Below are 21,735 nucleotides of genomic sequence, written 5' to 3' on the forward strand. Positions count from 1 at the left end.
CGCCTCACGGACGCGGCGGCGCGGTCGAGGAGCGTTCCACCAGCTCGCAGGGCACCAGCTCCGTGCCGGTCGGCTGCGAGGCGCCGGCGATGCGCGAGAGCACCGTGGAGACGAGGCGGCGCCCGACGTCGTCGAACGGCTGCCGGACCGTGGTGAGCGGCGGGTGGAGATAGCCGGCCAGCGGGATGTCGTCGAATCCCACGACGGAGAGGTCGCGGGGCACGCTCAGGCCCGCCTCGGCGCACGCGAGCAGCAGGCCCGCGGCCATCTCGTCGTTCGCGCAGAACACCGCGGTCGCCCCGGGCTCGCCCAGAAGGCGGGACGCGGCGGCGTGACCCGAGGCGGCGGACCAGTCGCCACGGACCGGGGCAGGCGGCTCGATGCCGTGCTCGAGCAGCACCGCGCGCCACGCGGTGAGGCGCGCCCGCGCGGGGATCGAGTCCTCCGGTCCCGCGAGGTGGTGGACGGCGCGGTGCCCGAGGTCGAGGAGATGCCGGACGGCCTCCCGTGCCCCCTGCGCGTGGTCGGCGCCGACCATGGGCAGGCGCCCGCCGAAGGTCGCGTCCGCGACCACCACCGGCAGGCCGGACGGCAGCGCGAGCCGGCCGACGTCCTCGATCTCGGCACGGATGATGATGAGCCCGTCGATCGCCTGGTGCGAGAGGCGGGAGGCGGCCTCGGACACGTCTTCGTGCTCGGTCGAGTCGATGTCGAGAAGGGTGACGGTGTGCCCGGCGTCGCGGGCGGCCTGGACCACCGCCTCCACGATGCGGGACTCGCCGGTACGGGCGAGCCGATGGGCGATGACCCCGAGCGTGTCGAAGCTGCCGCTCCTCAGCGCGCGGGCGGCGGTGTTGGGCGTGTACCCGACCGCGTCCATCGCGTCGAGCACCCGTCGGCGCGTGCCCGCGCTCACGTGGGACGAGCCGTTCGCGACGCGCGACACCGTCTGGCCCGAGACCCCCGCGAGCCGTGCGACGTCGGTCATCGAGGCGCGCGGCGTGCTCACGTCGTCACCCTAGTGGAGGTGCTCGCCCGTGAGCTCGATCAGCCGGTCGATCAACGCCTCCCGCAGCGCCGCATCGTGCGCCGCCGGGGGAGCGTCCTCCGCGCGCCGATGGTGGATGTACTGGCCGCCGCGCCGCGCGACCGGCTCCTCGGACGTCGCCATCCACACGGGGCTGTCAGCGCCGTCCGAGATCGGCAGCGCCGCCCGCGGACCGCCCATGCGGGTCCGCACCCAGCCGGGATGCACCACGTTGATGGGACGGTCCGTGTGCCGCGCCGCCATCTCGAAGGCGAGCATGGTGAGCAGCAGCTTCGAGTCCGCGTAAGCCTGCTCGCCGTCCCACGGCTCGAGCACCCCGAGGTCGACGCGCGGCCGCCCCGAGAACGCGGAGTCGGACCCGAGGAAGACGATGCGCCGCGGCACCGAGAGCAGCGCGCTGAGCAGGTACGGCGCGACCACGTTGACCTGCGTGATGCGCTCGATGCCGTCCTCGGTGAGCACCGGGCGGTCCTGGTCGGGTCCGAGCGCGGCGTTGTGCACGATGAGGTCGTACGGCCCGCGCCCGCGCGCATCGGCCGCGAGCAGGCGGGTCGAGGCGAGGGAGTCGAGGCGTCCGGTGACGCCGCCGAGGGCGCCGGGGGCGGCGGCGAGGGCGACCTCGGTCCGGGCGGCGTCGCGTCCGTGGACCACCACCTCGTAGCCGTGCGCGACCAGCCGGCGCGCGATCTCGGAGCCCAGCCCCTGGGCGGCTCCGGTCACGAGGACGCGTGTCATGGGTCAATCATCCTCGAAACTCCGGACATGGGAAGAGCGCTCACCGGAGATCGCGGCGCTGCGACGTGACATATGCTGACCCGCGACACCCGGGAGGACATATGGGAATCGCCGACGAGCTCATCGCGAACAACGCCGCGTACGCCGAGACGTACACGCCGGATCGCCCCCTTCCTCCGCGCCGCAAGCTCGCGGTGGTCGCGTGCATGGACTCGCGCCTCGACACGTTCGCGATGCTGGGCCTCGAGGTCGGCGACGCGCACGTCATGCGGAACGCGGGCGGCGTCATCACCGACGACATGATCCGCTCGCTGGTCATCTCGCAGCGCAAGCTCGGCACGCGCGAGATCATCCTCATCCACCACACCGACTGCGGTGCGCTGACCTTCACCGACGACGAGCTGCGCAACCAGCTCCTCGACGAGACGGGCCTCAAGCCGACCTGGAGCCCCGAGTCGTTCCGCGACCTCGACGCGGACCTGCGCCAGTCGATGGAGCGCCTGCGCCGCAACCCCTTCCTGGTCGACGCGACCCAGGTGCGCGGCTTCGTGTTCGACGTCCACACGGGTCGGCTGCGCGAGGTCCTCTGAGCATCGGCGGCTGACGTCGCGCGCCGCGAGGCGCATACTGACGTCATGTGGTGGAGCTTCCTCAACGCGGTCCGCACCGGGGAGCACCGGCTCGCGCCGACGACGTGGTTCGTCGGCCTCGCGGCGGTGCTCTACTCGCTGTGGCCGCTCGATTTCATCCCCGATCTGCTGCTGCCTTTCGGCATCGTCGACGACCTCGGGCTGTGGATGGTCGCGTTCACGCTCCTCGGGCGTGAGCGTCACCGCTTCGAGGCGCGCGAGGGCTCGCGCGCCGGCGGAGAGACCATCGACGTCGACGGCACGGTCCGGCGTTCCTGAGCCTGCGGTGCGGCCATGAGCGACGGCGACTTCTCCGACCTCACGGCCGTGGTGGTCAACTGCACGCTCAAGCCGTCGCCGACGCTGTCGCACACGCAGGGGCTGCTCGACAACGCGATCGCGATCCTGCGCGCGCAGGGCGTGACGGTCGACGTCATCCGGGCGGTCGATCACGTCATCGCGCCGGGCGTCTACCCCGACATGCGGGAGGACGTCCCGGGCGGGAACCAGGAGCGCGACGACTGGCCCGCGCTCGCGCCGCGCATCCTCGCCGCCGACATCCTCATCCTCGGCACCCCGATCTGGCTGGGCGACAAGTCGTCTGTCGCGACGCGGGTGATCGAGCGGCTGTACGGGCTGTCGGGCGACCTCAACGATCGCGGTCAGTACCTCTGCTACGGCCGCACCGCCGGCGTCGTGGTGACGGGGAACGAGGACGGGGTCAAGCACGTCGCGATGAACGTCCTCTACTCGCTCCAGCACCTGGGCTACACGATCCCGCCGAACGCCGACGCGGGGTGGATCGGCCCGGTCGGCCCTGGGCCGTCCTATCTGGACGAGGGGAGCGGCGGGCCGGAGAGCGACTTCACCCGCCGGAACACCGCCTTCATGACGTGGAACCTCCTGCACACGGCGCGGTGGCTGCGTGACGGGGGCGGCTTCCCCGAGGGCGGCAACTCGCGCCGCGAATGGGACGCGGGCGCGCGCTTCGATCACCCGAACCCCGAGTACCGGGCGTGATCCCCGGGTAGCTGCCCGCGACGGCGGGGGCGTTCCACCGCGACGCGGCGGGCCCGTCGGTCAGGCCGCGAGCGTGAACGAGGCGCGCGTCAGGGCGCGCGTGAGGCTCGGGCGCCGCATGTCGCCCTCCTCGTCGGCCTCCCGGTAGGCGACCATGCCGCCGGGGGCCGTGCATCGTCCGTGCCCGTGGTCCGCGACCTGCTCGCCCACGGTGAGGAGGTCGCCCGCGGCGGCGTCGATGCGCCACACGAGCATCGAGTCGCCGTCCGACATCAGGGCCCAGGTGCTTCCGACCTCCATGACCGTGCGGAGCAGCGGTCGCGTGCCATGCACGAGTCGGGCGCGGTGGGCCAGGGGAGCGGCGGTCATGAGGGCGACTGTACTCCTGCCGGTGGGGCGTCGATCGCGCCCCTGAGCGCCGTGACGAGGGCCGTCGGGTCGTCGGCGGCGACGGCGACCCCGGCACGGCCCAGCGCGGCGGCGGTCGCGCGGTCGAGGGCCACGAGCACGTTCGCCTCGCCCGCGTAGACGGTGCGTCCCGCTCCCGCCGGGAGCCCGTCGCTCGACGGCACGGTGCGGACCTCGGCGATGCCCATGAGGGGCACGATGCAGGGCCGACGCAGCCCCCGAGCGACGACGAGGCGGTCCGCCTCGAGCCGGATCGGCCGTCGCAGCGCGGCGCCCCAGTCCGCGAGCATGTAGGCCACGAAGAGGACCGACGCGACGGTGACGACGGTCGCGACCGTGCCGTTCCAGCGGGTGAGCAGCACGTGGGCCACCGGGATCTCGACGAGCGCCACCGCGGCCGTCGCGAGCACGAGCTGGCGCGCGAGGCCGCGGGCGTAGGAGAAGTCCATGAGGCGAGGGTAGGCACCGGCGCCGAGCTGCAGGCACCGCGGCCCTGCGCCCGCGTCGGCGCTACTGCTCGGGCTTCGGGTCCTGAGGCGGCTCGGACTCGCGGTGCGCGATGGCGATCGAGTCGGTGTCGAGCGACTCGTAGTGCGGCGCGGGTGCATCGTCCGCGGTGCCGGCCTCGGGTGCCGGCTCGGGTGCGGGCGACGCTGTCCCGGCCGCCGTCCCGGTCGCCGCCGTGCCTGTCGGGGGCCGGCGCCGCAGCCTGCCCATGAAGGACGGGCGCGGCAGCTCGGGCTCGGCGGGGCTCGCGTCGAGGCCGTAGGTGTCGCCGATGTGCTCGACGAACTGCTCGCGCGTGACGCGCAGGTAGGCACGATGCTCGCGTTCGAAGGCGCGGAACAGCGACACGACCATGGCGATCATGACGAAGCTGAAGGGCAGCGCGGTGATGATCGCCGCCGTCTGGAGGGCGGTGAGTCCGCCCGAGAGCAGCAGCGCGATCGCGACGGCCGCGGTGGTGCAGGCCCAGAACACGCGCACCCAGCGCGCGGGGTTCTCCTTGCCTCCGGTCGTCAGCATCGAGAGCACGAAGCTGCCCGAGTCGGAGGACGTCACGAAGAAGATGCCGACGAGCAGGATCGCGCCGAACGTGATGAAGGTCGACCCTGGGAGCGTGTCGAGCATGTCGAACAGCGCGCCCTCGTAGTTGATCGAGCCGTCCTCGGCGATGAGGCCGCCGCTGCCCTCGAGCTCCTGGTAGAGCGCGGTGCCGCCCATGACGGCGAACCATAGGAAGGTCACCATCGCCGGCACCAGGAGCACGCCCCACACGAACTCGCGCACGGTGCGGCCCTTCGAGACGCGCGCGATGAAGATCCCGACGAAGGGCGCCCAGGAGATCCACCAGCCCCAGTAGAAGGTGGTCCAGCTCGCCTGCCAGGCCGCGCCCTCGGCGCCGGCGTACGCGGACACGTTGAAGCTGAGCCCCACGAAGTTCTGGATGTAGTTGCCGATCGACTGCACGAACTCCCGCAGCAGGAACAGCGTCGGCCCCGTGAAGAGCACGTAGGTGAGGATCATGCCGGCGAGGGCGAGGTTGATGTTCGACAGCCACTTCATGCCGCGCGCGAGGCCGGTGAGCAGCGAGAACAGCGTGACGATGGTGATGATGACGATCAGCACCACCTGAGTGGTGGTGGTCGGCTCGGCGATACCGGCTGAGGACAGCCCTGCGGAGATCTGCAGCACGCCGAGGCCGAGCGAGGTCGCGATGCCGAACAGGGTGCCGAGCACGGCGGTGACGTCGATGACGTTGCCCCACGCCCCCTGCACGTGCTTGCCGAGCAGCGGCTCGAGGGCCCACCGGATGGAGACGGGTCGCCCGCGCCGGTGCACCGCGTACGCGATCGCGAGCCCGACGATGATGTAGATCGACCACGCGTGAAGGCCCCAGTGGAGGAAGGTCTGCGACATCGCGGACTGGGCGAGCTGCGACGGTGTGCCGGTGACGCCGGGCCGCGGCTCGGCGAAGTGGGCGAGCGGCTCGGAGACGCCGTAGAAGACGAGGCCGATGCCCATGCCCGCGGCGAAGAGCAGCGCGTACCAGGAGAACTTGCTGAAGGCGGGCTCCTCGCCGTCCTTGCCGAGGGTGATGTCGCCGTACCTGCTGAAGCCGAGGTACAGGGTGACCACCACGAAGAAGGCGGCGATGAGGACGTAGTACCAGCCGAAGGCCGAGATGATGTCGCGCTGGATCGCGTCGAACAGCGACTCGGCGATGTCGGGCGCGACGATCGCGAACAGCGCGAATCCCAGGATGAGCACGGCGGCCGGCCAGAAGACCCAGCGGGCCAGCTCCCGCCGCGACATGGGCGTCTTGGTCCTCGACTCGGTCGCGGTCATGCACGCCTCCCCTGGTTGAACGGGCTCCGGCCGTTCGGGCACGGAGCCCTGGGGTCAATCCTGCACCCCAGGGCTCCGGCCCGCGAGGGCTGTGTCAGCCGCGCGAGCGCCAGGCCTTGGTCGAGGCTCCGTTGAGGATCGCGATCAGTCGGTCCAGGTTCGACAGAGAAAGCTTGCCGTCGCTCCCCATCGCGACCATGCGCAGCGGGGCCTCGCGGGTTGCGGCGTCGAACATCGCCATCGTCGTCTCATCGGCGTCGGTGGTGTCGAAGGACTTCTTGGCCTGCTGGAGCAGGATGCCCGACATGAGCCGGCCGGCCGCGGTCTCCTTGAGGTCTGCGATGGTCGAGTCGCGGGTGAAGGGCAGGACCGAGGGCGCCTCCGGGATCTGGCTGCCGAGCATGATCCGGAACTCGTCGTCGTTGGCGACCCACGCGGTGGGGCCGAGGTTGGGGGAGACCGCCTCTCCGAACGTCACCTTGATGGCGCGACGGGCCCGGATGTCGGTCGAGGAGGCGCCCACGAGCACCTCGAAGGCCCCCGGCTCGACGCGCCACTGCTGCGAGCGGACGTCCCACACGGAGAAGGCGCGGCGGTCGAGCGTGAGGGTCACCTTCTCGGAGGCGCCGGGCTCGAGGTGCACCTTGGCGAAGCCCTTGAGCTCCTTGTCGGGGCGGTACGCGGCGCACTCGGGATCGCGCACGTAGACCTGGACCACCTCGGAGCCGGCGCGATCGCCCGTGTTGGTCACCGTGAGCGTCACCGTGTAGCCCTCGCCCGCCTTGCGGACGCTGAGGCCCGAGTAGTCGAAGGACGTGTACGACAGCCCGTGGCCGAACGGGAAGCGTGCGGGCACGCCCGCCGAGTCGTGGAAGCGGTAGCCGACGTAGAGGCCTTCGCGGTACTCGACCTGCTTGGGGTGGCGGGCGAAGTCGCGGTCGGCGGGGAGGTCGGCCGCGGAGATCGGGAAGGACTCCGCGAGGCGGCCTCCGGGGGCGACGTCGCCGAGCAGCACGTCGACGAGCGCCGAACCCGACGCCTGGCCGCCGAGGTACGCCTCGACGATCGCGGCGGGGCGGTCGGCCCACGGCATCTCGATCGGGGCGCCGTTCTGGAGCGCGAGGACCACGCGCTCGTTCGCGTCGAGGGTCGCGGCGAGCACGGCGGCGTGGCCGTCGGGGAGGCGGAGGTGGGTGCGGTCGAAGCCCTCGGACTCGTAGGCCTGGGGGAGGCCCGCGAGCACGATGACCACGTCGGCCTTGCCCGCGGTCTCGCGGACCTCGTCGAGCAGCGCCTCCTCGGTCGCGCCGGTCACCGGGTCGTAGCCGGGAGCGTAGTGGACCTCGGCGGCGTCGCCGAGGGTCTCCCGCAGGGCGGCGAGGAAGGTGTCGACCTTGGTCGGGTTCACGAGCGAGGAGCCGGCGCCCTGGTAGCGCGGCTTCTTGGCGAAGGCGCCGACGACGGCGATGCTGCCCTTGCGCTCGAGCGGCAGGATGCCGTCGTTGGTGAGCAGCACGGTGCCGGCGGCGGCGGCGCGGCGGGCGAGCGCATGGTGCTCCTCGGGGTCGACCTGCGAGGAGCCGCTCGACTCGGCGGCGCGGAGCGCGAGGTCGATGACACGGGTGGCGGCGAGGTCGAGCTCCGCGGTGGTGAGCAGGCCCTTCGCGTGCGAGTCCTTGACCTGGTTGTCCCAGGTGCCGTTGCTGCCGGGCATCTCGAGGTCGAGGCCGGCGCAGATCGCGAGGGCGCGGTCGGACACGGCGAACCAGTCCGACATCACCAGGCCGTCGAAGCCCCAGTCGTCGCGCAGCTTGTCGGTGAGCAGGCCACGGTGGACGTCGGCGTGCTCGCCGTTGATCTTGTTGTACGAGCACATGACGGCCCAGGGGTCGGACTCCTTCACGGCCATCTCGAAGCTCGCGAGGTAGAGCTCGTGGAGGGCGCGGTCGTCGACGAGGGAGTCGCACGACATGCGGAAGAACTCCTGGTTGTTGGCGGCGTAGTGCTTGAGGCACGCGCCGACGCCCTCCGACTGGATGCCCCGGACCATCGCGGCGGCGAGCTTGCCGGAGATGAACGGGTCCTCGGAGAAGTACTCGAAGTTGCGGCCGCCCGCGGGGTGCCGCTTGAGGTTGAGCCCGGGCCCGAGGAGGACCGAGACGTCCTGCGAGCGGCACTCGCGGCCCAGGGCGCCGCCGACCTCCTCGACGAGCTCGGGGTCCCACGTCGAGCCGAGGGTGACGGCAGGCGGGAAGCAGGTGGCCGGGACGGAGGCGGAGATGCCCAGGTGGTCGGTCCCCAGCTGCTGCTTGCGCACCCCGTGCGGCCCGTCGGTGAGCATGATCGACGGGACGCCGTGCTCGTCGAGCGCTTCGGTGGACCAGGCGTCCTTGCCGGACACGAGGCGGATCTTCTCGTCGGTGGTCAGGCGCGAGACGATCTGCTCGGCCCTCTCGTAGGTGGCGCGCATCATTTTCCTCTGTGGAGAAGGGGGACTGCTTCGTCGGTGATTCCATCCTATCGACGGGCTGTGCTGGGAAGACGGGCCGAAACGCCCGGTCCGACGGGGTCCCCGGAGGGGTGTCCCTGCAGCGCTCGGCGGCAACCACGAGCCACCCTTCCGGATGGAATCCGAATGGCACGGTTCGTCCCTCCGAAGTCACCGGGACAGGTGTCAGGTGGCGTCGGGTGGTGGTGCTGGCTCGGCGTCGGGGTCGTGGCGAGATGCGAGTCCGTGGGGTGCGTGGAAGCGGCGCCTGCCTCCGGGTCTGGGTTGTCGCGCGGGGTCGACGGAAGCCGGCGGGATGAAGTCGATGGTGGTGGCGGTGGCGTGGATGTCCCAGCCTTGGGTGTGGACCGTGGTGTGGCAGTGGCCGCAGAGCAGGACTCCGTTGGCGAGGTCGGTGCGGCCGTGGTCGCGTCCCCACCATTGGATGTGGTGGGCGTCGGTCCAGACTTGGGGTGCCCCGCAGAAGGCGCAGCCGCCGTCGCGTTCGCCTAGGGCCAGGCGCTGCGACCGGGTGAAGAGGCGTCGGCGCCGTCCGAGGTCGAGCAGCTCGCCGGCGGAGCCGAGGACGGCGGGGATGAGGTGCGCGTCGGCGGCCATCCGGCGCACGGTGGCGACATCGACCGGTGTGGAGGTGCCGTCGACCTCGCCCAGCCCCAGCCCTGCGTGAAGATCCTTCTCCGCGATGCGCACGATGACGGTGACGGTCGACAGGGGCAGGTCGGTCGCGGTGCAGCCCAAACCGTGACGGGATAGTGCGGACAGTGCGTCGGCGCGCATCTGGTCGGTCGAGCGGGTGTCTTCGCCGAGGGCGTCCTTGGAGCGGCGCATCGCGTCGCCGACGAGACCGTCGAGGGCCGCGCGGACGGGGGCGGCGGTCTCGGGGTCGAGACGGCCGCTGAGGACGACCATCCCGTCGCGGTCCTCATACATGCGTACCCACCGGCTCGCCCGCATCCGCGCCAGGCTCTTCTCGTGTGCGTGGATGTCGAGGGCGGCGCGGGTGCGGCGCACCACGGCCGCGAACCGGGTCGCCGACATGCCGCGAGCCCGCGCGACCAGCTCCCGCTCGGCACGCGTCAGCCGATCCGGCTCCACACGCTCTTCGAGGGCGTCGAGCATGTCGATGATCTGGGTGGCGCAGTCCACCGAGATCTCGAGGCGATCCAACGCGGCCGCGACATGAGGGTGGCGCGGGACGGGCGTAGGAGCAAGAGCGGGGTCTGACGTGGGCGCGGCAGGCTCGACCCCCTCGAGCGCCCGACCTGCATCGAGGAGCCGCTGTGCCTCGGCGCGGGTGCCGCCGGTGGTCGACGCCACCAGGTCCGCGGCACCGCGGTGACCGTGTCGGCGTGCCAACCCGCCCCCGGGGGCCTCGTCCGACAGGCGCTGCGCCTCACGGCTCAGCCGCGCCAGCACCATGTCGACCTCCCGGGCCAGCAGCGCCACCGCCTCGAGCTGTCCGAGAACCTCCCGACCCGGCGACCCGCCCTCGGCCGTCAGCGCCCGCATCGTCCCCACCGACTCCCGCGCCGCCGCGCACGCCCGCGCGAACCCGCCGACGGCGGTCTCACCACCGCCAGGCTCGGCATCAAGAAGGCTCGGAACGTCCATAGCCCCTAGTCAAACAGCAGGGGCTGACAATCCCCACGAAACGGACGCGCCCTGTGGAAGAGCGGGCGACGAGGCCGGGGGGAGGCCGCCGAACCCATACGATCGGCGCGTGCCCCGCCCCGAACGCCCCGATCGCCCCGTCCGCACCCTCACCGTCGTCCGCACCGAGCGCCTCACGCCGGCCATGGTCCGCGTGATCCTCACGGGTCCCGACCTCGACGCGTTTCCACCGCTCACCTTCACCGATCACTACGTCAAGCTGCGCTTCGGTGACGTGACCCGGACCTACACGATCCGCTCCCTCGACCTCGAGACGCGCGAGCTCGCGATCGACTTCGTGGTCCACGGCGACGAGGGCCTGGCGGGCCCGTGGGCCGCGACCGCTCAGCCCGGTGACGCGCTCAGGCTCGTCGGACCGGGCGGCGCGTGGGCGCCCAGCGCCGATGCCGACGCCCACCTGCTCGTCGGCGACGAGGCCGCCCTGCCCGCGATCGCCGCCGCGCTCGACCGCCTCGCGACGGCCAGGCCCGACGCGCGCGTCGAGGTCTACCTCGAGGTCGCCGGTCCCGCCGACGAGCAGCCGCTCGCGACCACGAGCCGCACCGCGATCCATTGGATCCACCGCACCGGCGCCGATGCGCACGGCGAGGCCCTCACCCGCGCCGTCGTCGGTGCGGAGCGTCCCGTCGGCCGCGTCGAGGCGTTCGTCCACGGCAACGCGGACATGGTCAAGCCCCTGCGGCGGCACCTCTTCCATACGTGGGCGATCCCACGCGAGCAGGTGTCGATCTCGGGCTACTGGCGCACCGGCATGAACGAGGACGGCTGGCAGGCCGGCAAGCGCGAGTTCAACGCGCGGATGGAGGCCGAGCAGGACGCTCCGGTCTGACCCGGAGCACGCGTACGGGTGAGAACCCGCGCATCGTCCGCGCTACATCTCCTCGTGCGTCTCCGGATCGCCGTCGAAGAGCCGGCCGTCGGGGCGGCCGAGCGCCGTGATCGCGTCGACCTCCGCGGGCAGCAGCGAGAAGCCGAGCACGTCGAGGTTCTCGGCCTGACGTGAGGGCGTCGCGGACTTCGGCAGCGGCAGCGTGCCGCGCTCGAGGTGCCACCGCAGGATCACCTGGGCAGGGGTGACGCCGAGCCGCGCCGCCGCCTCGGCCACGACGGGCTCGGCGTACGGCGCGTTGCGCTTGCCCAGCGGGCTCCACGCCTGGGTGACGATGCCGAGCTCGGCGTGCCGCGACAGGAGCTCGACCTGCGGGAAGTACGGGTGCAGCTCGACCTGGTTGATCGCGGGGACCACGCCCGAGTCCTCGATGATCTCCGCGAGCAGCCGCTCGTTGAAGTTCGAGACGCCGATGCTTCGCACCACGCCCCGGTCGCGCAGCTCGATCAGCGCGCGCCACGCCTCCTTGTAGAGGCCCGCCGACGGGTTGGGCCAGTGGATGAGCATGACGTCGATGCGGTCCAGCCCGAGCCGCGCGAGCGACTCGTAGCCCGAGGCGATCGCGCGGTCGAACGCGTGGTGGCGCCCGGGCAGCTTGGTCTGCACGGTGAGGTCGGTGCGTGAGGTCTTCCGCTTGACCAGGTATTCGCGGGCCGCGAGCCCGACTACGCCCTCGTTCTCGTAGTTCACCGCGGAGTCGAGCAGCCGGTAGCCGGCCTTGAGCGCCGACCGGACCGCGATGCGGCCCTCGTCGCCCACCAGCGGGTAGGTGCCGAAGCCGAGCGCCGGGATGGTGAAGCCGTCGTTGAGAGCGAGGGAGGGGAGGGCCATGCCCTCACCCTAGGACGATGCGCGGGGTTACCGTGGCGAGGGGAGGGAGGGCGATGCCATGGGTCGCCTCATCTACGCGTTCAACTGCTCGCTCGACGGGTACATCAACGACGTCGACGGAGCCTTCGACTGGTCCGTGCCCGACGAGGAGCTGCACGACTACTTCACGGACCTCTGCTGGACCGCGTCGACGCTCCTCTACGGCCGCCGCATCTACGAGACGATGCGCGTGTGGGAGGACCTCCGCGGCGATCCCGAGCAGCCGCGCGCGATGCGCGACTACGCCGAGGCGTGGTGCGCTGCGGAGAAGATCGTGTACTCCGCGACGCTCGACGACCCGGGATATCCGCGCACCCGCGTCGAGCGCGGATTCGACGCCGCGGAGGTGGCGGCGCTCAAGCAGCGCTCCGCGTCCGACCTCTCGATCGCGGGCGCCGAGCTCGCCTCGCATGCGCTCCGCGCCGGGCTGGTCGACGAGATCCAGCTGGCGATCGCACCGGTGATCGTCGGCGGCGGCACCCGGATGCTCCCCGACGGGATCGGGCTCGATCTCGAGCTGGTCGAGCATCGTCGCTTCCCCGAGGGCGCGCTGCTGGTGAGGTACGAGGTCAAGGGCGCCCGGGGAGGGTGACGATGCGCTACCTGTTCTCCGTGATCGACGATCGAACCGGCTCCTCGACCCCCGAGGAGGACGCCGCGATCGACGAGTTCAACGCACGCCTGCGCGCCGAGGGGCGCTGGGTGCTCGCCGCGGGGATCGAGGACCCGGCCGGGGCGACGACGATCGACGACCGGGACGGCGCCGGCGAGGTCTCGCCGGGGCCCTTCGTGCGCACATCCGAGCATGTGGCCGGCTTCTGGATCGTCGAGGCCGAGTCGCGGGACGATGCGCTGGCGCTTGCGGCGGAGGCCTCGCGCGCGTGCCATCGTCGGGTCGAGGTGAGGGCGCTCCTCTGACCTGCTCCCCGGCCCGGCCGCCGACGGGTATGTTCGCGGCATGCAGCACAGCGGCGGGCGGGGGTCCGCGCAGCGGTTCACCTGGGGTTTCTCCAGCCATGCCCCCAACCTTCTGCGGCGTCCATGCGTCCTCGCTGGTATGGATCCAGGGGGGACGGCCGCGTGAGCGGGTGGAGGGACGCTCTCGACGTGCTCATGCGCGAGCGCGGACGGGCGCTGTTCGGCTATGCGTACATGCTGGCGGGCTCGCGCGAGGACGCCGAGGACCTGCTCCAGGAGGCGCTGGTCCGCACGTTCCGCACGGCGAGGCCGGTGCGCGATGTCGATGCGGCGCACGCGTACGTCAAGAGAGCGATCGCGACCGCGTCGATCGACCGGAGCCGGCGAGACCATGCGCGCCCGCGCATCGTCGACGCGGACCTCGACGCGCTCCGCGTGCGGGGTGCGCGCATGGTCTCTCCCGACCACAGCGGCCTGGTGGACGCTGCGATCGACCTCCGTGCCGCCCTGCTCACCCTGTCGCCGCGAGAGCGGGCATGCGTGGTCCTGCGGTATCTCGAGGGGATGCCCGTCGCGGAGGTGGCCCGGACGCTGGGCCTCGCCCAGGGGACGGTGAAGCGGTACCTCTCGGACGGCATCGTGAAGCTGCGCGGGGCCCTTCCCGAACTCGATCTCGACGAACCCGAGACCGTCCCCGTCCAGGCCCCGTCCGGAGGTGTCTGATGACCGCCGACCGGAGCACGTTCGAGAACCTCCAGGCGCTCGCCGTCGCCGCCTGGGACGATGCGGCGCACGGCGTCGACGTGGAGGCCGTCGCCGGACGGGTGGCCCGTCACCGGCGCCGCCGTGGCCTCGCGGTCGGTGCGGCGAGCGTCGCGGTCGTCGCGCTGGGCTTCGTCGCGGCGTCGCTGTGGCTGCCCGGGCGTCCGACCGAGGTGGCACCGGCGACCTCGAGCACGCCTGCGCCCGCGGAGCCGACGGAGACGGCGACCGCATCGTCCCTGGACCTCGCCCTCGCCGCCGCGTGCAACGACGCGACGGAGATCTCGGGGAAGGCCATCGGCAACATCGGTGGCCTGGAGACGGACTGGAACAGCACCCCGGGCGCACCGTGCGACGAGTGGCCGATCGAGATCCTCGAGCACCCCAACACGGTGGTGGTCAACACGAGCGACGGCACGATGCTCCAGGCCGACTACCGCGTCGACGGGCCCGACATGGATCCGTACCGCGACCTCGGCCCGGCCTTCCTCATCCCCGATCCGGATCCGACGTGGCCGGCGGACAAGCTCGTGGTCATCGACGCGGCGACCCGCGAGGTCCTGGAGGTGAACGACATCCCCGACCATGCCGACACGTTCGGGTTGGAGGGGGAGATCCCGACGAGCCTGTCCGACGAGACCGCCGCGGTGCTCGAGGCGCTGTCGCACGGCGACACCCTGGCCCAGCACCTCGACGGGTGGGAGCTCGTGGGCACCTCGGAGATGACCGAGGCGTGGGGGAGCGTGCTCACGCTCGCGCCCACGGACGTCTACGACGCGATGGAGGCCGACCCGTCGGCGGGCATGACTGTGCACGCCAACGTGGTGCTCACGCCGGAGCCGCTCACCGCGGGCCAGACCGTCACCTCGGCGGAGGGGGAGGAGGTCCCCCTCGGGGACAACCCCCTCCTGGACCTGCTCTACTACTTCCCCGAACAGTTCCGCGGCGGCGGTTTTCAGTGTCCCATCGGAGACGAGGCGTTCCTGGTGGTGCAGTCTTACCCCGGCGATGATCCCCGCTTGGACGACCTTCAGGTGGACGTGTTCGAGGCGTTGCGCGCCATGACCGGGTACGAGCTGCCGAGGTGCGTGAATCGTGAGTGAGGCGGCGGCGGTCCCAGGCCTCGCGCATCGTCCCCTGGGCGCGTAGAAACAAGGCATGACCTGCACGAACGACTGGCTGGCCGGCTACCTCAAGGCATGGGAGACGAAGGCCGAGGACGACGTCCGCGCGCTCTTCACCGACGACGCGGAGTACTGGTTCCGACCGAACGACCCCGAACCGGTGCGCGGCATCGACGCGATCGTCGAGGCGTGGCAGGAGCCCGAGCCGGGCGTTCCCGTCCCCCGGCTGGCGGTCCTCATCGAGAACGAGCGGCTCGGCATCATCAAGGGCTCCGTCGACTATCCGGGGCACGAGACCTACACGAACCTGTGGGAGGTGTGGTTCGCCCCGGACGGCCGCGCGCTGAGGTTCGTCGAGTGGTACATGACGCCCCGCGCAGCGGGCTCTTGAGGGATCGCGCGCCGGCGCGATTCTCGTCGTGGCAGCCTGAGTGGGAAGCGCGCACCACTCATCTGCACGCCGACTCAAAGTCTCGTCTCCTGAAGAGGCGCTTCTTGTCTCAGGCGCAGGCGGTGGTGCTCGTCCACGGCGGCCTCGCCGGAGGCGAGTCCTGACGCAGCTGTGGTGAGCCCGCAGGTGCCGTGTGCGCAACGTCACCAGCGATGTGGTAGGCGAACACGCATCGGCGCAATAGCCTGCCCCTGTCCAACCTGCTAAACCATCTGGGGGAACCTTCATGCGTATCCGCGCTCTCGCCGCTGCTGCGGCGCTGACCTTCACTCTGGCCGCGTGCTCGTCCGCCGACGCTGACGACACCACGCTCGAGGCTGAGGCGACCGAGACCGCCACCGTCGTCGAGACGACCGAGACGACCGCGACCGCGACCGCTGACGTCGACACCGTCACCGAGTCGCCCGAGCCTGAGCCGACCGAGGAGGCACCGTCGGTGGTCGCCCAGCTCGAAGCCGGCGAGGTCACCCTGACCGGTATCCCTGAGGACTGGACCGTCGCCGAGTCGCAGTTCGAGACGATGCTCCTTGAGGTGCAGTTCAACGCGTTCCCCACGGCGATCGGTTCGGCGTACGTCGCCGACGTCGCCGTCGGCGGTGACGCGAAGGCACAGGTCGAAGGTGCGGCGTACGGCATGTCCGGTGGGCTGGCCGACACGACCGACTACGTCGTCGAGTACACCGATGGCCAGGTGCCCGGCTACTACGCCTACGTGCCCGGCTCGGAGGACCCGCTGCTCAACGCCTTCGAGATCTACGCCTTCGACCACGGCGACGCGGTCATCGTCATCAGCGCGTCGTACATGGACGCTCTCGAGGCCGACGCGGACTTCTCCGCCACGCTCGCCGAGACCGCGCAGACCATCACGCTCGGCTAGCCCCACACACCTACACCTGCGGCCCGTCACCTCACCAGGAGGCGGGCCGCAGGCACAATCCGAACCAGCGCCATCATCGGCGCACCACTGAGGGGAACACACGAATGCGCCACACCATCACCAGACATGTGCCCGCGGTGCTCGCGGGCATGCTGCTCATGACCGGCTGCGATGCGGCGGCCGAGGAGACCACTACCGCTGCGACGTCGGAATCGCCGGCCGCGACTGAGACCGTCACGACCGTCGACGCATCCGCATCCGCATCCGCATCCGCATCCGCATCCGCGACCGGGACCGCGACCGCGGAGCCGACCCCGGCCGTCGCGGACTGCTCCATCGAGTACGAGGACGGCATGGAGCTCGTGCCTGGCGTGAAGATCACCGATCCGGACGCTGAGCGCGGGTACAAGCCTGAGATCCTCGAGGACACGCCTGCATACCTGCACGACGGCGCATGGTGCGTCCTGGACACCACGGTCCCGTACAACGAGACCGTGATGGCGGAGTACTTCTACGACGACCCCGATCAGGGCATCTACGAGGCGAACTATCAGACCGCCTACGCAGTCAGAGACCTCATGGGATGTCTGTTCTACGTCTATGACGACGCCGGCTCAGTCACCGGAGACCTGCGGTACGGCGCGAACCTCCTCTGGTACGCCAAGGCAGGTGATGCGACCGCGCAGCACGAGGACTTCCGCGACGCGACAAGCATCGCCCTCAACAACTGGAGGCCGATGACGGACTGGCACCCCTCGGTCGAGGTTGCGCTCACGTCGACACAGGACGTGGCAGATGCCCACCGCGATGAGATCGACTGCTACAACTACGACCTCACCGTCCCGATCGTCAACGTCGCAGACGACGGCAGCAGCCACTGAGGGGAAACACGAATGCGACACGTCACCAGATACGTGCCCGCGGCACTCGCGGGCATGCTGCTCATGACAGGCTGTGATGCTGCAGCCGAGGAGACCACGACCGCTGCGACGTCGGAGTCGCCGGCTCCCGGCGAGACCGTCACGGTCGCCGAAGCGTTCGCGAGCGCGACGCCGTCACCGTCTGTCACCGCCGAGCCTGGTCCGGAGTGCCTGCCCACGGAGATCGACTGGACCGAGGACACGGACGGCTCGTACCTGGCGGGCACGTACGTCGTCGCGAAGGACGGCATTCAGGACACCACTGCGCTGAAGCCTGACGAGCTCAACGGCGTCTCCGTCGCCCTGTGCGACGGCAAGTGGCTGATCGTCGACCCGACCGAGGACCTCCCTGAGGAGATCTGGGAGATGGCCTCGGTCGACCGCGCAGACACACTGGCGGACAGCAAGCGTGCAGCACTGATGGTGAAGAACCTTGAGATCTGCTCCGTCCGCGCGCAGCCCTACGGAACGGTGCCGCTGTCGTGGGGACCCCGCCTCAACGCGTGGCAGGCGAACTCCGAGTGGCGTGAGGCGAACTCCAAGGGGCAGGTGGGTGACAGCACTTTCTGGTGGTCCGTGACGGGCACAGGCGTGTACACGGCTCGCTCCTTGGGCGAGTTCGTCGACGGCGAGCCCGTCACCGTCAAGACCGCTGACGACGCGCTCGAGTACGCAAGGACATACGCGACGCCTGAGCTGTGCCTCAACTACGGCACCAACTACCCGACGATCGTCAGATAGTCGTGACGCCAACGCCCTGGTCACCGTCGTGGTGACCAGGGCGTTGTGCTGTGTCAGGCGGTGAGCAGGGGCAGCGTCTCGGTGAGGTCGAAGGGGATGGTGACGAGGGAGCCGGTGCTCTCGGATCGGGCGGTCAGGCGGGCCACGCCGAACGAGTCGGTGACGGACAGGATGCGCCGCCCCCGAGAGTGGGCCCCGTGGGGCTCGAACCCACGACCTACGGATTAAAAGTCCGCTGCTCTACCGACTGAGCTAGAGGCCCGCCGACCATGTTAGTCAGCCCGGCGGCGCCCCTCTGCCGCCGAGTCGCCGAGAGCGAGGACGATGCCCGCCGCGAGGGCGCCCAGGAAGGCGCCGGCGGTGTTGAGGATGATGTCGTCGACGTCGGCCACGCGGCCCAGCAGGTACTGGGTCGACTCGATCGCGGTCGACAGCGCCGCCCCCAGGAACGTCGCCGTCAGCACCCGCAGCACGAAGCCTCGCTGGGTCAGGAGCGCGACCACGGTGCCGAACGGGAGGAAGAGCACGATGTTGCCCACGAGATTGAGCCACGGCTCGCGCGCGCCGGTGGTGATCGCGCGCCGGATCTCCTGGCCCGGATCGAGGTTGACGCCGCCCGTGCCCGGGTCGTGCGTCACGAGCGTGAGGCCGATGGTGATCCACCCGATCACCGCGAGGCACGTGAGCAGCGCGACCCACAGCGCGGTGCGACGCCCGTGGCCGAAGAGCGCGCCGAGGCCCCAGGCGATCAGCACGAGCACACCGCCGATCAGCGCGATCGGGAGCGCCATGCCGGCCTCCTCGTACCGCAGCATGGGCATCGTTCCTCCTGGTCGCACGGTCGGGGTCCAACGCTCAAGCGTACGGTCTGGAACCTGCCCGGGCGTCGCGCGCCGGGGTCAGACGAGCACGCCGAGCTCGCCGAATCCGCGCCACGCCATAGCGATGTTGAGCGGGCGGTCGAGCACCGCCCACGAGGCGCATTTCGCGACCGCGATGCCGCGCATCCGGCGTTCGAGCCCGCCATCGTCGCAGTCGGTGGCCTCGCGGTAGGCCGCCACGGCATCGTCCACGCCCGCCGCGGGCATCGCGGTGTAGAGGAAGGAGAGGTCCACGGCGCGCTCGCAGCCGGCCATCTTTCCCCAGTCGATCACCCCGGCGAAGCGTCCGTCGACACCCAGCAGGTTCGAGCCGTGCGGGTCGGCGTGCGACCACACCACGTCGCGCGGCGCGGGTGCGTCGAGCGCCTCGTCCCACACGTCGCCCACGGCGGCAAGGTCGAGCCGCTCTGCGCTCGGACCCTCGGCGCCGGCGAGGCGACGCAGCGCCCACTCGAGGTTCTCCGCCCGCTCGGTGAGTGTGATCGACTGCTCGGGGTTGAACCACGCGTCGTCGCCCGCGGGGGAGTGGACCTGGGCGAACGCCCGGCCCAGCTCCGCACCGGACGATGCGTCGAGCGGCGCCGCATCGGCCGCGCGGCCGGGCAGCCATGAGACGACGGCCCACGGCCACGGGTAGCCGTCCTGGCCCACGCCGCTCTCGACGATGCGCGGGTGGGGGAACGTCCAGCCTGCGCCGACGGTGCTGAGCAGCCGCGACTCGCGTGCGAGCGAGCCGACGGCGGCCTCGACGCGAGGCAGGCGCAGGCTGAGGTCCTCGCCCAGCCGGTAGACCACCATGTCCCAGCCGTCGAAGCGCTCGCCGATCTCCAGGTGCGCGAGGCCGGGCAGCTGCTGGTCCACGAGCGCGCGGGCGAGCTCCGGCGAGATCGCCGGGTGCGCGGGCGGCGGGCCGGAGTCGCGGATCACTCCGCGACGCTATCAGCGTGCGTGGCGGGCCGTCGGGGAGGGCCGGTGGAGGCGTTGTCAGACCCCGCCGATAACGTCGGCGGCATGATGGATGCGGAGCTTCTCGAGGGGATGCGGGCGGCGGCCAGCCGTGCCGCGGCGGGCATGGGTGCGGACGCGCGTCTGGCCGAGCGCATCGCGCAGGACGTGGTGGTGCGGATCATCGCGGAGGGGATCCCTCAGCTCCCCGACCCGGTGGCGCATGCGGCCGCGCTCGGGGCCGGCGAGGCCGTCGCGCGCGTGCCGCGCGGCCGCGCGGCCTGACGCGCCGAGCGCGGTGTCGCGGCGGGTCAGAGACCCGCGAGCAGCAGCGCCGCGAAGGCCACCGCCCCGGCCGCGATGGTGACGCCCATCGTGCGCTTCCAGAGGGCGACGCCCGTGGCGACGACGGCCGCGAGATGCCACGCGCCCAGCGCGCGCCATTCGGTGCCGTCGAGGAGCAGGGAGTTGGCGACGATGGCCGCCATCGCCGCCGGGCCCACGAGGTTGAGCGCCCGGGTCACGGCCGGCGGCAGATCGCGGTCGCCGCCGAGCAGCGAGATGCCCGACAGTCGGATGAGGTACGTGCCGATCGCGGCGAACGTGAAGACGAGGAACGCGGTCACAGGCTCGCCTCCGATCCGGTGGGCGGGTTCTCGGGGTCCTCGTTCGCGTCGTCGTGCGCCGCCGCGCGCCGCGGCACCATCGCGCCGGCGGCGATGCCGGCGAGCGCGCCCAGCAGCACGTTGAGGCCGTAGGGCAGCTCCTTGCCGAGCAGCACGACGCCGACCGACACGGCGACCGCGACGAGCGCGGGGGAGTCGCGCAGCCCCGGCACCAGCACCGCGAGGAACATGAGCGGCACGATGAACCCGATCTGCCAGGAGTCGGGGATCACCGGCCCGAGCGCGATGCCGGCCGCGGTCCCCATCGCCCACACGGCGACGAACGGGCCGGACGAGCCCCAGATGAACCAGCGGCGCCTCACCGGATCGGGCCAGCGCGGGGAGTGCTGGAGGGCCACCACCGCGGACTGGTCGGTCATGAGGTGCGCGAGGCCCAGCCGCCAGCGTGCCGGGAAGGCCTCGAACACGGGCGCCAGCGCGGCCGAGTACAGCGCGAACCGCGCATTGATGACGAGCGCCGTCAGCACCGCGATGGCCGCGGGCGCCCCGGCCCGGAGCTGCTCGACGATCGCGATCTGGCTCGCGCCGGCGACCACCGACACCGAGGCGAAGTTGCCCACCCATGCGTTGATGCCGGCGACGCGGATGAGCGCGCCGAAGGCCAGGCCGAAGAGGATCGCGCCGGGCATGAGCGGCGCGACCGCGCGCACTCCGGCCCAGGTGTCCTGCCACTGCTGACGGCCGATGCGCAGGAACGACGGCGAGGGAGAGGTCACCTCAGCGAGTCTGGCACGCCGCGATGACCGCGATGTCCGCCGGGCATGCGTCGGCCCCGGCGCGTGGCCGGGGCCGAGCGAAGGTCGTGGCTAGACGCGAGCCGCGAAGGTGAGGCAGTCGGCGACATCGGTGCTGCCGCCCACCGCGATGGAGTCAGCGGTGCACATGAGGTTCTCGTTGTGCTGGCACTCCTCGAGCGAGCATGCGCCCACCGCAGCGGTCGCGTCCGCGCCGCCCTTGCTCTCGGTGTCCACGAAGGTGTGGCAGGCGCCGTGCGCGCCGCCCACGGAGATGGCGCCGGCGTGGCAGCCGTCGTGGTTGTAGCCGCACGACTCGACCGAGCACGAGGAGACGATGGGGAGTCCGATCGACACAGGCATGGGGGCCTCCAGATATCCGTGCGCCGGCATGTTCCGGCGGTACTTCTTGCGAATATACGCGCGGATATCGGCCCGTGAGCCGTGTCGCGATATCTGTGCGATAAGCATGCCGATATTCGATTATCGCCACTGATATCGCGCGGAATTCGGTGCCGCGGCCCAGGCGGCTCGCGCGTCTGGGGCGCGCCCTCCTCGTGGCCGCGGC

General features: G+C 71.3%; 26 protein-coding genes and 1 tRNA gene. 13 read left to right on the forward strand and 14 right to left on the reverse strand.

Features of this window, described 5'->3' with window-relative positions:
* Nucleotides 1-4 precede the first annotated feature (4 nt).
* Together TR42_RS11095 and TR42_RS11100 are read right to left on the reverse strand one after the other, a co-directional pair.
* Entirely contained in the window at nt 5-1,009 is a 1,005-nt protein-coding gene (locus TR42_RS11095) for a LacI family DNA-binding transcriptional regulator (RefSeq protein WP_236623433.1), read from the reverse strand.
* 9 nt (nt 1,010-1,018) lie between these two features.
* Entirely contained in the window at nt 1,019-1,783 is a 765-nt protein-coding gene (locus TR42_RS11100) for an SDR family NAD(P)-dependent oxidoreductase (protein WP_042215814.1), read from the reverse strand.
* Nucleotides 1,784-1,884: 101 nt separating this feature from the next.
* On the opposite strand from TR42_RS11100, the gene TR42_RS11105 reads away from it, so the two are divergent.
* Genes TR42_RS11105 through TR42_RS11115 form a run of 3 tightly spaced genes read left to right on the forward strand, consistent with a single transcriptional unit; the run spans nt 1,885 to nt 3,432 of the window.
* Entirely contained in the window at nt 1,885-2,373 is a 489-nt protein-coding gene (locus tag TR42_RS11105) for a beta-class carbonic anhydrase (protein WP_042215816.1), read from the forward strand.
* A gap of 45 nt (nt 2,374-2,418) precedes the next feature.
* A complete protein-coding gene (locus TR42_RS11110; RefSeq protein ID WP_042215818.1) occupies nt 2,419-2,691 on the forward strand; it encodes a YkvA family protein in 273 nt (90 codons plus the stop codon).
* Between the two features lie 15 nt (nt 2,692-2,706).
* Nucleotides 2,707-3,432 (forward strand): flavodoxin family protein, encoded by a 726-nt coding sequence (locus tag TR42_RS11115; protein WP_042215820.1) that lies wholly within the window; start codon nt 2,707-2,709, stop codon nt 3,430-3,432.
* Nucleotides 3,433-3,492: 60 nt separating this feature from the next.
* On the opposite strand, the gene TR42_RS11120 is transcribed toward TR42_RS11115, so the two are convergent.
* From TR42_RS11120 to TR42_RS14395, 5 genes are all read right to left on the reverse strand, one after another.
* On the reverse strand, nt 3,493-3,801 hold the full coding sequence (locus tag TR42_RS11120; protein WP_042215822.1) for a hypothetical protein: 309 nt from the start codon (nt 3,799-3,801) through the stop codon (nt 3,493-3,495).
* Nucleotides 3,798-4,289, reverse strand: a complete 492-nt coding sequence (locus TR42_RS11125) for a hypothetical protein (protein ID WP_042215823.1) — start codon at nt 4,287-4,289, stop codon at nt 3,798-3,800. The genes TR42_RS11120 and TR42_RS11125 overlap by 4 nt, the downstream gene beginning before the upstream one ends.
* 61 nt (nt 4,290-4,350) lie before the next feature.
* Nucleotides 4,351-6,189 carry a BCCT family transporter gene (locus TR42_RS11130; protein ID WP_042215825.1) on the reverse strand — a complete coding sequence of 613 codons (1,839 nt, stop codon included), beginning with the start codon at nt 6,187-6,189 and terminating at the stop codon, nt 4,351-4,353.
* A 94-nt stretch (nt 6,190-6,283) separates the two neighbouring features.
* Entirely contained in the window at nt 6,284-8,659 is a 2,376-nt protein-coding gene (locus TR42_RS11135; RefSeq protein WP_201770800.1) for a beta-glucosidase, read from the reverse strand.
* 204 nt (nt 8,660-8,863) lie between these two features.
* A complete protein-coding gene (locus TR42_RS14395) occupies nt 8,864-10,309 on the reverse strand; it encodes an HNH endonuclease signature motif containing protein (RefSeq protein ID WP_052405982.1) in 1,446 nt (481 codons plus the stop codon).
* 109 nt (nt 10,310-10,418) lie between these two features.
* Here TR42_RS14395 and TR42_RS11145 point away from each other — a divergent pair, with 109 nt between their 5' ends.
* Nucleotides 10,419-11,198: a siderophore-interacting protein gene (locus tag TR42_RS11145; protein ID WP_042215826.1), complete on the forward strand. Its 780-nt coding sequence runs from the start codon at nt 10,419-10,421 to the stop codon at nt 11,196-11,198.
* 42 nt (nt 11,199-11,240) lie between these two features.
* Here TR42_RS11145 and TR42_RS11150 read toward each other — a convergent pair whose 3' ends face one another.
* A complete protein-coding gene (locus tag TR42_RS11150; protein WP_042215828.1) occupies nt 11,241-12,089 on the reverse strand; it encodes an aldo/keto reductase in 849 nt (282 codons plus the stop codon).
* A gap of 58 nt (nt 12,090-12,147) precedes the next feature.
* Here TR42_RS11150 and TR42_RS11155 point away from each other — a divergent pair, with 58 nt between their 5' ends.
* From TR42_RS11155 to TR42_RS11190, 8 genes are all read left to right on the forward strand, one after another.
* Nucleotides 12,148-12,720, forward strand: a complete 573-nt coding sequence (locus TR42_RS11155; RefSeq protein WP_042215830.1) for a dihydrofolate reductase family protein — start codon at nt 12,148-12,150, stop codon at nt 12,718-12,720.
* A gap of 2 nt (nt 12,721-12,722) precedes the next feature.
* On the forward strand, nt 12,723-13,046 hold the full coding sequence (locus TR42_RS11160; RefSeq protein WP_042215832.1) for a YciI family protein: 324 nt from the start codon (nt 12,723-12,725) through the stop codon (nt 13,044-13,046).
* 162 nt (nt 13,047-13,208) lie between these two features.
* Nucleotides 13,209-13,769 (forward strand): RNA polymerase sigma factor, encoded by a 561-nt coding sequence (locus TR42_RS11165; RefSeq protein ID WP_161786641.1) that lies wholly within the window; start codon nt 13,209-13,211, stop codon nt 13,767-13,769.
* Nucleotides 13,769-14,911 (forward strand): hypothetical protein, encoded by a 1,143-nt coding sequence (locus tag TR42_RS11170; protein ID WP_042215834.1) that lies wholly within the window; start codon nt 13,769-13,771, stop codon nt 14,909-14,911. The genes TR42_RS11165 and TR42_RS11170 overlap by 1 nt, the downstream gene beginning before the upstream one ends.
* A gap of 55 nt (nt 14,912-14,966) precedes the next feature.
* Nucleotides 14,967-15,323: a nuclear transport factor 2 family protein gene (locus tag TR42_RS11175; protein ID WP_042215836.1), complete on the forward strand. Its 357-nt coding sequence runs from the start codon at nt 14,967-14,969 to the stop codon at nt 15,321-15,323.
* Between the two features lie 286 nt (nt 15,324-15,609).
* Nucleotides 15,610-16,260: a hypothetical protein gene (locus tag TR42_RS11180; RefSeq protein WP_042215838.1), complete on the forward strand. Its 651-nt coding sequence runs from the start codon at nt 15,610-15,612 to the stop codon at nt 16,258-16,260.
* Nucleotides 16,261-16,364: 104 nt separating this feature from the next.
* Nucleotides 16,365-17,141 (forward strand): hypothetical protein, encoded by a 777-nt coding sequence (locus tag TR42_RS11185; protein WP_143059014.1) that lies wholly within the window; start codon nt 16,365-16,367, stop codon nt 17,139-17,141.
* A gap of 63 nt (nt 17,142-17,204) precedes the next feature.
* Nucleotides 17,205-17,921, forward strand: coding sequence for a hypothetical protein (locus TR42_RS11190; protein WP_143059015.1), 717 nt, complete (start codon nt 17,205-17,207; stop codon nt 17,919-17,921).
* A gap of 189 nt (nt 17,922-18,110) precedes the next feature.
* On the opposite strand, the gene TR42_RS11195 is transcribed toward TR42_RS11190, so the two are convergent.
* The 3 genes from TR42_RS11195 to TR42_RS11205 form a co-directional block, all read right to left on the reverse strand.
* Nucleotides 18,111-18,183, reverse strand: a tRNA-Lys gene (locus TR42_RS11195).
* Between the two features lie 10 nt (nt 18,184-18,193).
* Nucleotides 18,194-18,742, reverse strand: coding sequence for a VanZ family protein (locus TR42_RS14400; protein WP_081953329.1), 549 nt, complete (start codon nt 18,740-18,742; stop codon nt 18,194-18,196).
* A gap of 78 nt (nt 18,743-18,820) precedes the next feature.
* Nucleotides 18,821-19,729: a phosphotransferase gene (locus TR42_RS11205; RefSeq protein WP_052405988.1), complete on the reverse strand. Its 909-nt coding sequence runs from the start codon at nt 19,727-19,729 to the stop codon at nt 18,821-18,823.
* An 84-nt stretch (nt 19,730-19,813) separates the two neighbouring features.
* Between TR42_RS11205 and TR42_RS11210 the strand changes: the two genes are divergently transcribed.
* Complete coding sequence (locus TR42_RS11210) at nt 19,814-20,032, forward strand: hypothetical protein (RefSeq protein ID WP_042215846.1); 219 nt, start codon at nt 19,814-19,816, stop codon at nt 20,030-20,032.
* Nucleotides 20,033-20,058: 26 nt separating this feature from the next.
* On the opposite strand, the gene TR42_RS15050 is transcribed toward TR42_RS11210, so the two are convergent.
* The 3 genes from TR42_RS15050 to TR42_RS11225 form a co-directional block, all read right to left on the reverse strand.
* On the reverse strand, nt 20,059-20,373 hold the full coding sequence (locus TR42_RS15050) for an AzlD domain-containing protein (RefSeq protein ID WP_042215848.1): 315 nt from the start codon (nt 20,371-20,373) through the stop codon (nt 20,059-20,061).
* Nucleotides 20,370-21,149: an AzlC family ABC transporter permease gene (locus tag TR42_RS11220; protein WP_052405990.1), complete on the reverse strand. Its 780-nt coding sequence runs from the start codon at nt 21,147-21,149 to the stop codon at nt 20,370-20,372. The genes TR42_RS15050 and TR42_RS11220 overlap by 4 nt, the downstream gene beginning before the upstream one ends.
* Before the next feature lie 90 nt (nt 21,150-21,239).
* The gene (locus TR42_RS11225; RefSeq protein WP_042215850.1) at nt 21,240-21,530 is read right to left on the reverse strand and encodes a DUF1540 domain-containing protein; all 291 of its coding nucleotides are present in this window, start codon (nt 21,528-21,530) and stop codon (nt 21,240-21,242) included.
* Nucleotides 21,531-21,735: the final 205 nt, after the last annotated feature.

The sequence above is a fragment of the Demequina mangrovi genome, assembly GCF_000759715.1.
Lineage (GTDB): Bacteria > Actinomycetota > Actinomycetes > Actinomycetales > Demequinaceae > Demequina > Demequina mangrovi.

What these genes read in the sequence shown, in the direction of transcription:
- TR42_RS14400 (WP_081953329.1), bottom strand. Translation starts at nt 18,742, where the DNA reads ATGCCCATGCTGCGGTACGAGGAGGCCGGCATGGCGCTCCCGATCGCG.
- TR42_RS11115 (WP_042215820.1), top strand. Translation starts at nt 2,707, where the DNA reads ATGAGCGACGGCGACTTCTCCGACCTCACGGCCGTGGTGGTCAACTGC.
- TR42_RS14395 (WP_052405982.1), bottom strand. Translation starts at nt 10,309, where the DNA reads ATGGACGTTCCGAGCCTTCTTGATGCCGAGCCTGGCGGTGGTGAGACC.
- TR42_RS11150 (WP_042215828.1), bottom strand. Translation starts at nt 12,089, where the DNA reads ATGGCCCTCCCCTCCCTCGCTCTCAACGACGGCTTCACCATCCCGGCG.
- TR42_RS11210 (WP_042215846.1), top strand. Translation starts at nt 19,814, where the DNA reads ATGATGGATGCGGAGCTTCTCGAGGGGATGCGGGCGGCGGCCAGCCGT.
- TR42_RS11125 (WP_042215823.1), bottom strand. Translation starts at nt 4,289, where the DNA reads ATGGACTTCTCCTACGCCCGCGGCCTCGCGCGCCAGCTCGTGCTCGCG.
- TR42_RS11190 (WP_143059015.1), top strand. Translation starts at nt 17,205, where the DNA reads ATGACAGGCTGTGATGCTGCAGCCGAGGAGACCACGACCGCTGCGACG.
- TR42_RS11120 (WP_042215822.1), bottom strand. Translation starts at nt 3,801, where the DNA reads ATGACCGCCGCTCCCCTGGCCCACCGCGCCCGACTCGTGCATGGCACG.
- TR42_RS11170 (WP_042215834.1), top strand. Translation starts at nt 13,769, where the DNA reads ATGACCGCCGACCGGAGCACGTTCGAGAACCTCCAGGCGCTCGCCGTC.
- TR42_RS11225 (WP_042215850.1), bottom strand. Translation starts at nt 21,530, where the DNA reads ATGCCTGTGTCGATCGGACTCCCCATCGTCTCCTCGTGCTCGGTCGAG.
- TR42_RS11155 (WP_042215830.1), top strand. Translation starts at nt 12,148, where the DNA reads ATGGGTCGCCTCATCTACGCGTTCAACTGCTCGCTCGACGGGTACATC.
- TR42_RS11130 (WP_042215825.1), bottom strand. Translation starts at nt 6,189, where the DNA reads ATGACCGCGACCGAGTCGAGGACCAAGACGCCCATGTCGCGGCGGGAG.
- TR42_RS11110 (WP_042215818.1), top strand. Translation starts at nt 2,419, where the DNA reads ATGTGGTGGAGCTTCCTCAACGCGGTCCGCACCGGGGAGCACCGGCTC.
- TR42_RS11185 (WP_143059014.1), top strand. Translation starts at nt 16,365, where the DNA reads ATGCGCCACACCATCACCAGACATGTGCCCGCGGTGCTCGCGGGCATG.
- TR42_RS11175 (WP_042215836.1), top strand. Translation starts at nt 14,967, where the DNA reads ATGACCTGCACGAACGACTGGCTGGCCGGCTACCTCAAGGCATGGGAG.
- TR42_RS11160 (WP_042215832.1), top strand. Translation starts at nt 12,723, where the DNA reads ATGCGCTACCTGTTCTCCGTGATCGACGATCGAACCGGCTCCTCGACC.
- TR42_RS11180 (WP_042215838.1), top strand. Translation starts at nt 15,610, where the DNA reads ATGCGTATCCGCGCTCTCGCCGCTGCTGCGGCGCTGACCTTCACTCTG.
- TR42_RS11100 (WP_042215814.1), bottom strand. Translation starts at nt 1,783, where the DNA reads ATGACACGCGTCCTCGTGACCGGAGCCGCCCAGGGGCTGGGCTCCGAG.
- TR42_RS11135 (WP_201770800.1), bottom strand. Translation starts at nt 8,659, where the DNA reads ATGCGCGCCACCTACGAGAGGGCCGAGCAGATCGTCTCGCGCCTGACC.
- TR42_RS11105 (WP_042215816.1), top strand. Translation starts at nt 1,885, where the DNA reads ATGGGAATCGCCGACGAGCTCATCGCGAACAACGCCGCGTACGCCGAG.